Annotated in this window: 12 protein-coding genes and 1 pseudogene; 6 read left to right on the top strand and 7 right to left on the bottom strand. The window is 58.3% G+C overall.

Features of this window, described 5'->3' with window-relative positions:
* Positions 1–6: 6 nt before the first annotated feature.
* The 3 genes and pseudogenes from ADU59_RS00060 to ADU59_RS31355 all read right to left on the bottom strand — a co-directional run.
* Entirely contained in the window at positions 7–786 is a 780-nt protein-coding gene (locus tag ADU59_RS00060; protein WP_158515681.1) for a GNAT family N-acetyltransferase, read from the bottom strand.
* 23 nt (positions 787–809) lie between these two features.
* Positions 810–1,712, bottom strand: coding sequence for a hypothetical protein (locus tag ADU59_RS30155; protein WP_244506325.1), 903 nt, complete (start codon positions 1,710–1,712; stop codon positions 810–812).
* 180 nt (positions 1,713–1,892) lie between these two features.
* Positions 1,893–2,021: pseudogene (locus ADU59_RS31355) on the bottom strand (SEC-C metal-binding domain-containing protein); the annotation flags it as partial.
* A gap of 308 nt (positions 2,022–2,329) precedes the next feature.
* Between ADU59_RS31355 and ADU59_RS00070 the strand changes: the two are divergent.
* From ADU59_RS00070 to ADU59_RS00090, 5 genes are read left to right on the top strand one after another with little or no spacing between them, the layout of a single operon-like run.
* The gene (locus ADU59_RS00070; protein WP_068950524.1) at positions 2,330–4,273 is read left to right on the top strand and encodes a sucrose-6-phosphate hydrolase; all 1,944 of its coding nucleotides are present in this window, start codon (positions 2,330–2,332) and stop codon (positions 4,271–4,273) included.
* Positions 4,270–5,418: a phosphoribosyltransferase-like protein gene (locus tag ADU59_RS00075; protein ID WP_068950526.1), complete on the top strand. Its 1,149-nt coding sequence runs from the start codon at positions 4,270–4,272 to the stop codon at positions 5,416–5,418. The genes ADU59_RS00070 and ADU59_RS00075 overlap by 4 nt, the downstream gene beginning before the upstream one ends.
* A 7-nt stretch (positions 5,419–5,425) precedes the next feature.
* Positions 5,426–7,345 carry a hypothetical protein gene (locus ADU59_RS00080; protein WP_068950528.1) on the top strand — a complete coding sequence of 640 codons (1,920 nt, stop codon included), beginning with the start codon at positions 5,426–5,428 and terminating at the stop codon, positions 7,343–7,345.
* A gap of 29 nt (positions 7,346–7,374) precedes the next feature.
* The gene (locus tag ADU59_RS00085; RefSeq protein WP_244506326.1) at positions 7,375–8,454 is read left to right on the top strand and encodes a hypothetical protein; all 1,080 of its coding nucleotides are present in this window, start codon (positions 7,375–7,377) and stop codon (positions 8,452–8,454) included.
* On the top strand, positions 8,451–9,503 hold the full coding sequence (locus ADU59_RS00090) for a PfkB family carbohydrate kinase (protein WP_068950533.1): 1,053 nt from the start codon (positions 8,451–8,453) through the stop codon (positions 9,501–9,503). Before ADU59_RS00085 ends, ADU59_RS00090 begins: the two co-directional genes overlap by 4 nt.
* A gap of 211 nt (positions 9,504–9,714) precedes the next feature.
* Here the strand turns inward: ADU59_RS00090 and ADU59_RS00095 are convergent, their stop codons facing one another.
* The gene (locus tag ADU59_RS00095) at positions 9,715–9,918 is read right to left on the bottom strand and encodes a cold-shock protein (RefSeq protein ID WP_068950535.1); all 204 of its coding nucleotides are present in this window, start codon (positions 9,916–9,918) and stop codon (positions 9,715–9,717) included.
* A gap of 237 nt (positions 9,919–10,155) precedes the next feature.
* On the bottom strand, positions 10,156–10,746 hold the full coding sequence (locus ADU59_RS00100) for an SOS response-associated peptidase (RefSeq protein WP_068950537.1): 591 nt from the start codon (positions 10,744–10,746) through the stop codon (positions 10,156–10,158).
* A gap of 51 nt (positions 10,747–10,797) precedes the next feature.
* Between ADU59_RS00100 and ADU59_RS00105 the strand changes: the two genes are divergently transcribed.
* Entirely contained in the window at positions 10,798–11,307 is a 510-nt protein-coding gene (locus ADU59_RS00105; protein ID WP_068950540.1) for an SOS response-associated peptidase family protein, read from the top strand.
* Here ADU59_RS00105 and dinB read toward each other — a convergent pair.
* Both dinB and ADU59_RS00115 read right to left on the bottom strand, forming a co-directional pair.
* Positions 11,304–12,419, bottom strand: coding sequence for a DNA polymerase IV (gene dinB, locus ADU59_RS00110; protein WP_083198055.1), 1,116 nt, complete (start codon positions 12,417–12,419; stop codon positions 11,304–11,306). The two genes, ADU59_RS00105 and dinB, sit on opposite strands and share 4 nt — an antisense overlap.
* Before the next feature lie 9 nt (positions 12,420–12,428).
* Entirely contained in the window at positions 12,429–14,495 is a 2,067-nt protein-coding gene (locus tag ADU59_RS00115) for an ATP-dependent helicase (protein ID WP_068950544.1), read from the bottom strand.
* Positions 14,496–14,635 lie beyond the last annotated feature (140 nt).

A 14,635-nucleotide genomic window follows, 5' to 3' on the forward strand; every position in this document is an offset into this window, starting at 1 on the left:
CCGGACCTACGCGCGCTTTAGCACTGAGAGATTAAACGAATCTGCGCAGGTTGTATAGCAGTGCGGGTTGCGGCCAAATCCGAACGCGTTCGAAGAGCCGGTACCGATCCAGTCTTGAAAGATTGTTTCGCCGTCCAGGACGACGCGAACGTGCCGATCACCGCCGGGACTGTCACGGTCAGCTACTGCATCGTGGCACATTGCGCTGAGCAGGACCCTGCCGTCGGCGACAACGCACGGAAGGTCCACTGTCTTATAGGGCTTTCCACCTGACCCTTGCGTGTACCACGCACCCTCGCCGAAAAACTCTACCGTCACCATCTGGGGTGCTGCGAGCGGTAATTCGATCGGGTGGTCCAGGATCTTGTAGCGGTCGTCTGCGTCGGCGTCGCGCGGATGAAATCCGAATTTTTCCCAAAACTGCGCCGACCGTTGCGTGATACAGGAGACGTGTAGTCTGCACACTCGCAGGCTCGAAGCTCGTGCAAGCAGTTGCCTCACGATAGCAGTACCCAATCCCTTATCCCTGTAGAGGGGATGCACCTCCGTGATGCCGGGCGAAAGAAACCGCCCGAAATGGAAAGCGACGGCTTTGCCACCGATTCGGACGACCTCAAGCTCGCCTTGCTCGAAGTTTCTTTCGATAACCGAAAGATTGCACCAGAAGCCTCTGTCGAAATCGCCATATGGGTCGTCGCCGCGCAGCCGCTGGTACGATTTTTCCTCGTCCGCCAGCCATGATCTCACGAAGTGAAAATCTTCGTCGGTTGCTTTGATCAATTCCATGCGCGCGAACATCCTTCCTTCGTTCAGGCCGAAGCTTTGGGAGAGCTTGCCACAGGATCCGTCTGCTCACTGCTTATCACGTCGACAGCGAGCGCTGTTGTGAATGTCGTGCCATCGTCCGCCAGGTCGGAGACCTTTCTGGCCCGTTCGGCAGTTCCGCTCTTCGAAAGGCCTTGAAACAGCTTTTGGTTCTGCTCTGTGAGCCCATCCCACCAGCTTTGCCGAAGGAAAATGTTGTCGGACTGAAGGAAAAGCAGCTTGATCAATGCATCGGCTTTTCGGTCCGTGGAAAGGCCGGAAAATGAACGAGCGAGCAAAGCCGCCGGGCCGTCAGTTGGACCAATCCATCCAAAAACAGCAATCGTTTCGCCCTCAAAGGCCGTCACGGTCAGAGTAATGTGCTCGAAGTCAGAACCGCGTCTCGCCAGCCTTTGCAACTGATTTCCGTGAAAATCGATCTCCGGGTGGAATGCGCAGCAGGCAACCACAGGCAGGACGCTGTCGAACCGCACGGCGAAATAACGGAAGCCGTCCCGGCTGCCCGACAGCAATCGTTCATCGTATCCAGCTTTCCAGCGACTGACATCCTCCATTCCTGTATTGATGCCGGTTAAAGCGGAGTTCAGATATAACTGGATGTAGGCCTGTGTACGGAAGGGTTTTCCTTTGTCCATCTCGGCCTGGATGGGTGCGCTCCGCAACTGTGCCTCTTTTGCGAAGCGCTCATAGGCGATCGCACGATAGGCAAATAGGAAAGCGGTCGATGAATCGATCGCTACGGTCTTCCCTTCGATCGCTTTGAAGATCGTCGTGTCATGCTTGCTGCAGAAGCCGGGAAAGACGGAGGCATTCCCGACGCCGATCTTGCGCGGCACCGGATTTCCCCGGGTTTCAATCATCGATTTCATTGTCGGTTTGACAGTCAACACGTGTCCACCTTCAGCGATTGCCGCGAGACCACCTCTGCGTTGAACTGTGTGAGCTCTTGTGATTGTCGTGCTGCAGGGATCGTCGGACGGATCGGGATGAGAGCAGTAGCCAGCCCGCAATTCCGCCAACATGGCGGTTTCTACCTCAAAGATATTTATCGGCTTTTGTTGCTCGCGCCGATAGTGGCACCATTTGTACTTCTTCCCGGACCTGCACCAGCAGGGGTCGTACGGTCCCATCGATTCGACCGGTCGAATCGGTTCAGGTACGACGAATGGCGCCGACAGGGATGGATGAGCTTCCATTGTACCTCGAGCTTGGAAGAAGGAGTGCCGGCAAGTCGCGTGTTCTGGGCTGCCGATTTTGAAAAGGGTGTTATCGATTCTACAGAACTACGTTCCATGAATGGGAATGCCATAAAATTTCGAGATTCTCACGTGGTCGAGTGGGGGAGGCGTTATGCAACTGTTGATAACTGTTCGCCCTTCCCATTGTCATGTGTGTCAACGACTCCCGCGCGCCGAAATTTCGTATTAGATAACATCCCACTACCGCAGTGGAAATAGACGCGTGTTCTTGCTATGTTCCCATCGCAAACGAACGGGGATATTTCATGGCCAAGCCTTACGCGTCCGAACTCTCTCGCCTGGAGGAAACGTTCCAGTGGGCCTCCGCAACGGATATCGAGCAGCTGAAGAGCGCGGTTAAAACGGCGGCCCTGTCTTCTTTGGTGGCTGTTGGATCCGGTGGCTCGCTGACAGCTGCACACGCGCTGGCGTCGCTGCACCAGTCTAATACCGGCAAGGTCGGGCTCGTGCAGACGCCACTCGAAGCAGTTGATTCAAGGCTGGAAGCCTTTGTCAGTCATTGGCTGTTGAGTGCTGGCGGGAGCAATGTCGACATCAATGCCGCGGCCCTGGCTCTCATTGAGCGAGAGTGCCGCCAGGTCGCCGTAATGTGTGGTCGCGCCGGCAGTCCGATCACCGAAATCTGCGATCGCCATCCTTTTGCCGATCTGTTGCTGTTTCCGCCACCGGCTGGAAAAGATGGGTTTCTGGCGACAAATTCGCTGCTGGCTTTTACGACGTTGCTCGCCCGAGCATACGCCGCGGTGTTCGATCCGCTTGCGCCCTGGGACGAAGTGGTCTCGACGATAGCTCCCCTTACACAGACCTCGGGAAGCAGGGTTCATGCCTGGCGAGATCGAGCAGCAGCGCTCTGGACGCGACCGACAACAATCGTCCTCTTCGGCCCTTCGACAAAAGTCGGCGCGATCGACCTCGAATCGAAATTTACGGAAGCGGCGCTAGGCGTGGCGCAATTGGCAGACTACCGGAACTTTGCTCACGGCCGCCATCACTGGCTGGCGAAGCGCGGGAATGATACCGCGGTTCTGGCATTTATTACCGATGACGATAAGGCGATCGCAAACCGCACGCTCGACCTCATTCCCGAAGACATCCCGGTGGCGCGGCTGGAGATCGAAGGGCGCGGTCCGGCGGCACTGCTCGGATCGTTGCTGGCTGCTTTGCACATCACCGGATGGGCAGGCGCGGCGCGAGGGATCGATCCGGGCCAGCCGGGTGTTCCGGACTTCGGTCGGAAGCTTTATCATCTCAGCCTGCCGGGAAAGGCGCGCGTGACAGCGGCTGACGTACGGGCAAAACGAATAAATGCCGCGATCGAACGCAAGACCGGAGAAACGATCAGGCGATTGACCGAACGGGATGCCCTCCCGCACTGGCAAAAGGCGCATTCGGCGTTCGTCGATCAGTTGGAAGCGATCACGTTCCGCGGTGTGATCCTCGACTATGACGGCACAATCGTCGATACCCGTGACCGGTTTCAGCCGGCAGGCGAAGAAATCGCGACTGAACTTGCAAGGATTGTCGACAGCAACGCTGTCCTCAGCATAGCAACAGGCCGCGGCGTGTCAGTGAGGACCGACCTCAGGAAGATCCTCCCAGAGAGTTGTTGGGCGCACGTGGTCGTCGGTTATTACAATGGTGCCATGATTGGTGCTCTCAGCGACGACACTGCTCCCGACGGAACCGACGAGGTTTGCCCGGAGCTAAAGGATTTGGCGGAAGCTCTCGCTGTCAGTGAAGAATTGTCCGGTTCGGCGAAACAAACGAACAGGCGATATCAGATCACTCTGGAGCCACGCAGGTTCATGGCAGAAAACCGCCTCTGGGACATCGTTCATCAAGTTATCCTCCGGACAGGCTGCAAGGAAGCAATCGTCACCCGCTCAAGTCATTCGGTCGATATCGTTGCAAGCGGCGTGAGCAAGACAAATGTCATCGACCATGTTCGCGAGTCCGTTACGGGTGGGCAAATTTTGACGATCGGAGACCGAGGGCGCTGGCCCGGCAATGACTATGACCTCCTGAATGCACCGATGGGACTGAGCGTCGATGAGGTAAGCGTCGATCCAGTGACATGCTGGAACCTCGCCGAACCAGGCCAGCGAGGCGTGGCTGTCACGCGGATGTATCTCGCGGCGCTTGAACCAGCGGATGGCGGGCTTCGGTTCCGAAAAGGGGCGTTTCGATGAATGAAGACCTCGGCTTGAGGGTTCTGAGCGAAATCATGCAATGGAGCGACGACGAAGCGCGGAACGAATTCCGCTGGCTTCGGCTGATGGCGCGCCTGAAATATGATGGATACCGGGACTTCCAGGCCGGGATGCGCTTCATCGAAAGCCTCGCGACGTGGCTGCAGCAGTTCAAAAGTGCAGAACAGCGCCGAACCGCTTACGATTTTGTCCGAAAGGCCCTGGTCTACATCGGCCCCAGTGAAATGCAGCGACTGGTCGAGCAGCTCTATCCGAAGATCGTGCAGGATCGGCTTGTGCGCATGGTCGCCAAGGAGAGGGATATTCCGCCATACAGGGTCTATGCTGACGAGGAAGCCAGCAAGGCCGTTGACCGCTTGCGACGGCAGACGCTTTTCATGGGCCTGAGCGACGGCGCCCGTATCGATGGGTTGCGCCACAGCAATGTCGGGCTTTTGAACAACGAGCAGCTCGTTGTCTCGACGCAGCTCGATACCGAGAAATGGCAGGATCTTCTCGGCAATTTGGAAGAGTCACTTCAAGACAAGGAGGCAAAGTTCAGGCTTGTCTACCTTATCGACGATTTTATGGGAACAGGGACGTCGTTCCTCCGGTATAACGAGGCCAAAAAGAAGTGGTCGGGGAAGCTGACGAAATTCAAGGAGTCGATCGCGCTTGCCAGGGAAAATCTGGGCGGCAAGCAGATGTTCGCGGACGGTTGGCAACTCTGTATCCACCACTATATCGGCACCCATGCCGCGTCTTCGATCATGGTTCAACGCGAGGAAGAAGCGCGAGCAGCCCTTACATCGGATGGCTGGGCATCGGCGGTAAATTTCTCATTCGGGACAGTTCTTCCTCCGGAGCTTCCGATTAATGCCCCTGGCAACAGCTTCTCCGATTTCATCGAACTGACCAACATCTACTATGATCCTGCGATCCGCACGAAGCACACGGACGTCGGCGGTGTGACGCATCTTGGTCTCGGCTATGGGGGATGCGCTCTCCCTCTGATCCTAGATCACAACACACCAAATAATTCCGTTGCCCTCTTATGGGCAGAAACTGACGGCGTGGAGGGAGAATCGGGCGAGATCGCGCCTGCGATGAGCCCGCTGTTCCGCCGCCGCCAGAGACATGTATAGGTGAGACTTGGTCAATCCCTTTGAAAAACGCGCAACCGAGTATCTTCAGCAGGACGAAGCTTTTCTCGCTGTCGTGACGCCAGAGCCGCTTTCGACGTTCTTCGAGAAGCCTGCCAAGGAAGGTAAGCTCTACGACCGATTGGCCATGGTGATCGGCACGCCTGGGAGTGGGAAGACCACTCTTGCCCGGCTTTTCAAGTTCTCGGCACTTCGCGTTCTGCTGCGAAATCGCGGCTTTGAAACCTATAAAACCCTGATCGATGGATTGGCGGCCTGTTCTGCCATTAGGGACGGCCATCCTGCCATCATCGGATGTAGGATATCCCTCGAGAGCGAATATCGCGAGTTTTGGGAGTTTCCCTATCCCGATTCCTTGAAGGCGTCGCTAACCGTTGCCCTCCTGCAGGCGCGGGCCGTACTCGGTTGGTTGCGAGACGCTCAGGCGGCCGGCATCGCGCTCGACGACATCGAAATTGTTGCGAGACCTGATGCCGAGGCAGCGCTGGAGGCGATTGGGGGGCCCAACGGGGTCGGATTGCAGCGCCGCGCCCGGGAGATGGAGGCAGCAATCTATGAGATCTCAGCAGCCCTCGTTCCTCCCGAAATCGATGAGGTCGAGCAGAATGCGGCAGCGACCGCCTATCGTCCGCTTGATGTCATCGACGCCTTCAAGGTGAAAGATGGCCAGGAGATTTTGCAGCTCGTCCCGCTCGTCGTCTTTGATGACGCGCATTATCTGCATCCCAACCAATTGCTGGCGCTACAGCGATGGCTCGCCCGGAGAGAGCTGCGTGTTGCGCGCTGGATCCTGACCCGCCTTGACGCACTGGCGCCCGCCGACGTCCTGATCGAAGGACAGAACGTTTTCGAGGAAGATGAACCGGGGTTAAAACGCGCCCGGGAAATCACCACGATATGGATGCAGAGCAGCGAAGGCCGTGCAAATCAGCGCCGCGCCTTCCGCAAGATGGCGAAGGACATGGCGGCACGTTACCTCAGCCAGATGGAGGTCTTTAATCGCCGTGGCCTCAATTCGCTCGGTGACCTGCTGTCAACACATGTCGAGTCCCTCCCAGCTTCGAAGGCGGAAAGACTGACTAAAAAGGTCAACGCGATCCAGCGCCGTTATTCGATAACGGCGGAGCGTCGATCAAATCTGGAGCGCGAGGTCGCTGACTATCTTGAGAAGGCCGGGGAGAGCTCAGATGATTTGAAGCTGGCGATGCTCTCGATCCTCCTCGAGCGATACGCAAATCGAGTTCCCCAACGGGGGTTATTCGAGGATGAGCCCGAAGTCGACGCCGAGCCGTCCAAGCCGTTGAACGCCGGGTCAGCAGTGGCGGACGGTGCGAAAATCCATTTGCTTCATCAGTTCGACCGTCCCTATTACTACGGCATCGACGCTTTATGCGACGCGAGTTCGGAAAATGCTGAGCAGTTCCTTCACCTCGCCGCACGCCTCGTCGCACAGTCCGAGACGCAATTGATCAGGTCGAAGTCACCGACCCTCACCAGTCAAGCTCAGCACAATTTGCTGCGCGAGCGCGCCGACGAGATGATTCGTGACTGGGACTTTCCGCTGAATCATCTTGTCAGGCGTCTGTCGAAGGGCATAGCAGATCAATGCGTCGCCAAGAGCCTCGAAGGGAACGCTCCTCTCAACGGCGGGGCGAACGCGTTCGGCATCCCGCAGGAGGAATTCGACCTGATCCCGAGACATCAGCCTGACCTCGCCAAGGCGCTGCAGTTTGGGGTCGCATATAACGCCTTTGTCCTCATTCCGAACCACAGCACGAAAAACAGGCTCTGGTGCCTCGTCGAATTGTCGGGAGTTATGCTGATCCAGAACGGTCTTACCCTGAAGAGGGGCGGCTTCATAGAACGCCGGGTAGACGATCTTGTCCGGCTAATGGGCGGGGCGAACTGATGACGCGGGATTGGCGATGGGATCCATGCGTGTCGCATGATGGCGGAGAGGCTGAGAGCTTCGTCGCGGACTACTTTGCGATGAAGGATCGGAAGACCTTGCTCATTGGTGGCGCAGGCTTCGATCCCCGTGCAACTCAGGTCGTTGAACGGATGGCCGCTGCGGGAGCCGATGTGCGGGCCCTGTTTGTGCGGGAAAACAGGCCAGATCCGGATCCAGAGCTTACGCGTAGAGCAGAAGAAAACATCGGCCGTCTCCAAAACGCAATTCCATCCCATGAAATCGTGTCCATCGAGATTTTCGGGGCCGACGGCGCTGTTGTCGGTGGAAGAAACGTTGCGATGGCGGCATCTCGTCAGGACATGACTTCGATTACTGACGTGGTGGTAGATATCAGCGCCCTGTCCGTGGGTACGGCCTTTCCCCTGATCAAATTCTTCGTTGAGCTCATTGACCGGGGAAGAGGCCCGAAAAACCTGCACCTGTTTGTCGCTCATGATCCAGGCCTCGATGCGCAAATCTCGTCAATTGCCAGCGATGCACCGGGCTATGTTCATGGGTTCAGAGGCGGACTCACTCTCGACTCGGCTTCCCAGGCAGCGAAGCTCTGGCTGCCCCAACTTGCAAAGGGCCGTCAGCAGGCGCTGTCGCGTGTCCACGATTTTGTCTCGCCGCACGACACATGTCCTATACTGCCGTTTCCGGCGCGAGACTCCCGGCTCGGCGATCTGCTCGCGGAGGAATACATTGTCGAGTTCGAAAGCGCCTGGAAGGTTGATGCGCGTGATGTCGTCTATGCGGATGAGCAGGACCCCTTGCATCTATACCGAACGATCCTCCGGCTCGACGATTTGCGCAAACCGGTGTTTCGTGATGCCGGTGGCTCGATCCTCATTCTGTCGCCGCTCGGAACCAAAGTCATGTCCCTCGGCGCCTTGATGGCGGCCCTGGAACGGGATTTACCAGTCGCTTACCTTGAGTCGATAGGGTATAATTTCCAAGCGTCGGCGGAACCCGCATCCACGACACCGCATCTTATTCATGTCTGGTTGGAGGGAGACGTCTACCCGCAGCCTCGCCCCAGACTGAAAAAAGGACTAGCTCAATGACCATATCGACCGAAAAGCCTCGAATCTTTGGAACAGGCTTAATCGCACTCGACCTCGTCATTGGCGTTGATAGCGCTGCACCTGTCCATTCCTGGACCGGTGGCACTTGCGGCAACGTCCTTACGATTATGGGCTACCTTGGATGGGACGCCTATCCGATTGCGCGCATGAACGGCGATCCGGCATCCGAGCGTGTTCGCGTTGACCTCAAAAAATGGAATGTGCATCTCGATTATACAGATTGCGCCCCGACCGGCCATACGCCGATCATTATCCAGCAGATCAAGCGCGCTCGCGATGGCTCTCCCACGCACCGCTTTCTTTGGACCTGCCCCCATTGCGGACAAAGGCTGCCAAGCTACCGTCCTGTGACGCAGAATGCTGTCGAGCAGATTATCCCCGCACTTTCCGGGGCGGCGGTATTCTTTTTGGATCGCGTGTCGCGTGCGGCGATATCGCTGGCGGCGGAAGCTGCGCGCGCCGGCGCCATCGTTATCTTCGAACCGTCGGGAAAGTCGGACGAGAAGCTTTTCGACGAAGCGCTGCAAATCGCCCACATTGTGAAATATTCCGATCAACGTCTTTCGGATGCTGGTGGCGCAATGATTGGGGGCCGGCCCACGCTGCTTGAAATCCAGACATTGGGGTCACAAGGCCTTCGCTACAGGCATCGATTGGCTGGGATCCCGTCGGATTGGAAAAGCCTCCCGGCATTGGCCGCTCCTTTGCTGGTCGATACATGCGGTTCAGGGGATTGGTGCACAGCGGGACTGCTGGCGACGGCTGCCCATAAGGGCCTGCAAGGCATCAACGAAATTGACGAAGGAGGCCTAATCGAGGCGCTGCGTTACGGACAGGCGCTAGCAGCATGGAATTGCGGCTTCGAAGGTGCTCGTGGCGGCATGTATGCGTTGGAGAAGCACGAGTTTGCGCGGCAAATAGAGGCGATCAGGGCCGGCAAACCTCTTTTGCACGTCCTCGAACGATCCCATTCTCCAGAAGCATCTGTTGCGTGCCCAGCGTGCCCACGCGAGGTTTCTGCAGCGTAATTCGATCGCGGCAGAACACACTAGCGCAATCTCATTCTAAGAACTGAATGTCGCCGTCTGATTTACAGATTTCACCAGGATCAAACCGTTCAGCCTTTCCTGAAAACAGCCATTTCACGGAGTCATGCTTCATTGCCGGCACGCCAACCGCCTCAGTGTAGGGCTGGAGAGACAGCGCAAGCGGTACGCAAAATTCTGACGCGTCCGGATATCAATCCGCCCTGACGTTTTCGGCTTTGGACTTCCCAGTCTTGCGATCCTGGCCGAGCTCGTAGCTGACTTTTTGCCCGTCGTGCAGGGTTCCGGAGCCTTGCAGGGCGGACACATGCACGAACACATCCGCTCCGCCATTGTCCGGCGTAATGAAACCGAAGCCCTTATCCTGATTGAAAAACTTTACGGTTCCGATTGCCATATCCCGACCTCTTTTCCGGTGGTTTGTTGTCGCCCAATCTAGCGAGCGATGAGACGCCGCGCAACACATCCCGCACCCGGACAAGGCCACGAATACCTGCCCTCTCCCGGCGCCGTGTTGAGAGCACCGTCATTCCGTCGGAAAATTCGACCACTGACTGCGGCTCGGTCGCGCAGTCGTCCTGGACCGCAGCGCTCCTGTTTGGGAAGGCAGGACTGTATGCAAATGGAAAGCGCATCAGCCGACCTGCTCAACATTGAGGGTGCCGACGGGCAGTGGCCTGATCAGAGACTTCGCTGATACGGACGGATCGAGCCAGTCCGCCCAGGCCTCCCGCTCGAGGATGACGATCTGCCGGTCGTGATACGGCGCGATGTCCGGTCCCGGCTCCATCGTCAGCATCGTGAAGGCTTGACCCACGTCATCCGTCTCACGCCAGATTCCGGCGATGCAGAAGATCGGCTCGTCCTTCTTGGTGAACAGCCATTTATCCTTACGTTTTTTGCCTTTTTCCGTCGGATCTGTGAACTCGTAGAAGCCATCGGCAACGATCAGGCAGCGGTTGGAGTTGAACTCGCGTCCGTCCGATCGGAAATTGTAGACCGGCCGCTTGTTTTGTCCCGGCCAGCTCCACCGGCGCTGGATGAGGTCCGCCTCGTCGCGCGCTCCCTCGATCCAGCGGACGATCGGAGCCATGTCGGTGATCTTGATGTCTTCGCGTGCCGCAAGGTTCGGCGCGCCTTCGCCGAAGCGGATTTTGATCTTGAGATGCGCGAAGTCCTCGACGATCGAGGCCACGTCCACCATCAACCGATAGTCGTTACACATGCTTCCTCAGCGCTCCTTGTTGCCTCGTTCGGTTCTTGCTATGTTCTACATATGACGAACGCGAAGGTTTTCCAGTCCGACGCCCCGCTCGACGAGCGCCGCGTCATCATACGGCGCCACGAGGGCGATGTGGAGATGGTCGAGCTGCCGTGGGGGCTGCGTCCTCTTGATGGCGGTCCGCGCGCCGTCAACGTCGTTCGCTCTGAAGGAAGGACGTTTCCAAGCCACCGCTGCCTGGTGCCGGCATCGGAGTTTCGCCATCGTAGCGGCGGCAAAAATTTCAGTTTCTCGCTCGCCAACGGCGACTGGTTCTATTTCGCAGGAATCTGGCGACAGGCGTCGAACGGCTGGCCGGAAGCCTACGCCATCCTGACGATTGAGGCGAATACCGACATCGCGCCTTATCATGACCGGCAGATGGCAGTCCTGACGCGCGATCAGCGGATGGACTGGCTCGATGGGCTTGTACCGGAAGAGGAAATCCTCCGGCCACTTCCTGCCAGGACCTTCCGCGTCAAATCTCTCTCGAACGCTTCTTTCCAGCCTCGGCTTGCAGTCTAAAGGGCGAGCCGCAACTGCGGCGTCGTTTCAGGCCTGCGTTCCTCCAGGGAGGACAGCGACACGCCAAGCAGGCGTATACCCTTGGGCGCCGGGAAGATCGGTCCAAGAAGCAGATCGACGACCTCCTCCAGATCGCCGATCGCCGTTAGAGGTGCCGGTACCGTCTTGCTGCGGGTGATCTGGGTGAAGTCGGCATATTTGACCTTGAGCGTCACCGTCTTGGCGCCGATCTCATTGGTTTCGCAGTACCCCCAGACCTTTTCGATCAGCGGCTGAAGGCCTTCGCGAGCTAATTCGTGGGAATGGATGTCCTGCGAGAACGTATCCTCCGCGCCAACGGACTTGCGCACCCGGTCCGGTTTGACCTTCCTGACGTCGATGCCCCGCGCAATATCGTAGAAATACGGTCCGGACTTCCCAAAATGCTGGATGAGGAAGTCCAGCTCTTTCATCTTCAGGTCGGCGCCTGTCTCGATGCCCAGCCGATGCATTTTCTCTGCCGTCGCCGGACCGACACCATGGAATTTCTTGACCGGTAGCTGCTCGACAAAACGGGCGCCGTTCCTCGGCGTGATCAGGAACTGGCCGTTCGGCTTGTTCTGCCCGGAGGCCATCTTGGCGAGGAACTTGTTGTAGGAGATGCCGGCGGAGGCCGTGAGGCCAGTAATTGCGAAAATTTTTGCCCTGATCTCCTCGGCAATCTCGGTAGCGATCGTCATGCCTTTCAGGTTTTCGGTGACGTCGAGATAGGCTTCGTCGAGCGATAGTGGTTCGATGAGCGGTGTGTATTCGGCGAAGATCGCGCGGATCTGCAGCGAGACCGCCTTGTAGACGTCGAAGCGCGGCCTGACGAAGATGAGGTCGGGGCATTTTCGCTGAGCGGTGACCGACGGCATGGCGGAGAAGACGCCGAAGGCCCGGGCCTCATAGCTGGCGGCGGCAACGACGCCGCGGGCTGCGGCACTGCCGACAGCGACCGGCCGGCCTCGAAGCTCCGGATTGTCGCGTTGCTCGACCGATGCGTAAAACGCATCCATATCGCAATGAATGATTTTGCGGATGGCGCCCTGAGCGTCTGGTTCTATGGGACGATCGTTTGCCTCATCTGCCACATCAAGTCCTCACCGCCACATGCCGCGCATCCTGGCACCGACATCCACACGGATCTGGCGCGCACTGCGCTCGGAAGCCGAAGCGCTTACCTGGGGCCATGTCGTCGCTTCAAAAAACTGCAGCAGCGTCACGGGGATAAAGCGTGTTCGCGAGGCATAGACATGCCGGTCGCCCTGGGCATGCTGGCCTCCAGTGAAGAAGCGCTGCGGCGTGATGAGCGTCAGGCTGTCCTTCGCCCGGGTCATGCCGACATAGAGCAGCCGGCGCTCTTCCTCGATCTCGGCCGTCGTGCCGACCCCGAGATCCGAGGGAATACAGCCGTCGACGACGTTGAGCATGAACACCGATCGCCATTCCTGGCCCTTGGCCGAATGGATCGTCGACAGGATCAGATAGTCCTCGTCCAGCAGCGGAACGCCGGCCTGGTCGCTTGTCGCATCCGGCGGATCGAGCGTCAGTTCGGTCAGGAACCGTTCGCGGCTCGGATATCCGGACGCGATCTGTTCGAGTTGCAGAAGATCGGCCTTCCGAGTCTCGGCATCCTCATGAATGCGGTCGAGATGCGGCTCATACCACTCTCGCGCCTGTGCGATTTCCGCAGGCCAGCCGGTTTCGGTCTTCCGCAGTCCCATCAGAACCTTGACGAACGTCGTCCAGTCGGGACCAGCTTTCGGCGGCGGCGGGATTTCCGCCAGCGCCATCAGCGGCTCGGGATCGGCGGCGATCGTGTCGAGGATCTTGCCGGCTGTCGAGGGGCCGACACCCGGCAGCATCTGCAGCAGCCGGAAACCAGCCACGCGGTCGCGCGGGTTCTGAGCAAAACGCAGCACCGCCAGCATGTCCTTCACATGCGCGCTGTCGAGGAATTTCAGGCCGCCGAACTTGACGAAGGGGATGTTGCGGCGGATCAATTCCACCTCCAACGGGCCGCTATGGCTCGAGGAGCGGAACAGCACGGCCTGCTGCTTCAGGGTCATGCCGACCTCGCGGTTGGCAAGCACCTGTTCGACGGTGTAGTTGGCCTGGTCCGCCTCGTCCTTGACGGTCACCAGCATGGGCCGTTGTTCGGATTGCCGATCGGTCCAGAGGTTCTTGGTGAAGCGTTCCCGGGCGAGGTCGATCACCCCATTGGCCGCCGCAAGGATTGTCTGTGTCGAGCGGTAGTTACGATCGAGCGTGATGATGCCGGCAGCAGGGGAAAATTCGTTCGGAAAGTCGAGGATGTTTCGGACCGTCGCCGCCCGAAACGAATAGATCGACTGTGCATCGTCGCCGACCACCGTCAGGCCGCGACCGCCCGGCTTCAGCGCTATCAGCACCGACGACTGAAGCTTGTTGGTGTCCTGATATTCATCGACGAGAATATGGTCGAAGCGGCCGCCGACGTCGTCGGCAATCTCGGGATCGGACACCATCTGCGCCCAGTAAAGTAGGAGGTCGTCGTAATCGAGGACGTTCTGCGTCTGCTTGGCCTCGACATATCCGGCAAACAGTTCTTTCAGCTGCGCTTCCCAGCCGCTGACCCACGGATAATTTGCGTTCAGCACGGTCGCCAGGGGCGCTTCCGAATTGACCACCCGGGAATAGATCGAAAGACACGTGCCTTTGGTCGGAAACCGGCTTTCCGTTTTCGAGAAGCCGAGCTCGTGGCGCACGAGGTTCATCAGGTCGGCGGAATCTTCGCGGTCGTGGATGGTGAAGTCGACATTGAGGCCGATCTGCTCGGCATAGATCCTGAGCAGACGGGCGCCGATCCCGTGGAATGTCCCGGACCACGCTAGCGCGTCCGTCAGGATGCCGGAATTGGCGCCAAGCACCTGTTTGCAGATCCGCTCGACACGGCGGGCCATTTCCGAGGCGGCACGACGGGAAAAGGTCATCAACAGGATGCGGCGCGGGTCGGCGCCGTTGACGATGAGGTGAGCGACACGATGGGCGAGTGTATTGGTCTTGCCGGACCCGGCGCCAGCGATGATCAAAAGCGGACCGGCAACCTCGCCGTCCACCAGCGCGACGCCATGCTCGACCGCCAGCCGCTGCTGCTCGTTGAGCTTTTCCAGATAGGCCACGCTCATTCCGTTTTCATCTCCTGCGGACTCGTTTGACGTGCATTGCAGCTCAGGAAATTTTTCCTGCCTGTGAATAAAAGCCCATCCATTTGATCTTGCTCATGGATTCCCAAGCTCATCATGGTCGCCCAACTTTCTGCTGCGCC

Origin of the sequence: Pararhizobium polonicum (assembly GCF_001687365.1) — a bacterium.
In the GTDB taxonomy this organism is placed as follows: Bacteria; Pseudomonadota; Alphaproteobacteria; order Rhizobiales; family Rhizobiaceae; genus Pararhizobium; species Pararhizobium polonicum.

What these genes read in the sequence shown, in the direction of transcription:
- ADU59_RS00060 (WP_158515681.1), bottom strand. Translation starts at nt 786, where the DNA reads ATGGAATTGATCAAAGCAACCGACGAAGATTTTCACTTCGTGAGATCA.
- ADU59_RS00070 (WP_068950524.1), top strand. Translation starts at nt 2,330, where the DNA reads ATGGCCAAGCCTTACGCGTCCGAACTCTCTCGCCTGGAGGAAACGTTC.
- ADU59_RS00075 (WP_068950526.1), top strand. Translation starts at nt 4,270, where the DNA reads ATGAATGAAGACCTCGGCTTGAGGGTTCTGAGCGAAATCATGCAATGG.
- ADU59_RS00090 (WP_068950533.1), top strand. Translation starts at nt 8,451, where the DNA reads ATGACCATATCGACCGAAAAGCCTCGAATCTTTGGAACAGGCTTAATC.
- ADU59_RS00095 (WP_068950535.1), bottom strand. Translation starts at nt 9,918, where the DNA reads ATGGCAATCGGAACCGTAAAGTTTTTCAATCAGGATAAGGGCTTCGGT.
- ADU59_RS00100 (WP_068950537.1), bottom strand. Translation starts at nt 10,746, where the DNA reads ATGTGTAACGACTATCGGTTGATGGTGGACGTGGCCTCGATCGTCGAG.
- ADU59_RS00105 (WP_068950540.1), top strand. Translation starts at nt 10,798, where the DNA reads ATGACGAACGCGAAGGTTTTCCAGTCCGACGCCCCGCTCGACGAGCGC.
- ADU59_RS00115 (WP_068950544.1), bottom strand. Translation starts at nt 14,495, where the DNA reads ATGAGCGTGGCCTATCTGGAAAAGCTCAACGAGCAGCAGCGGCTGGCG.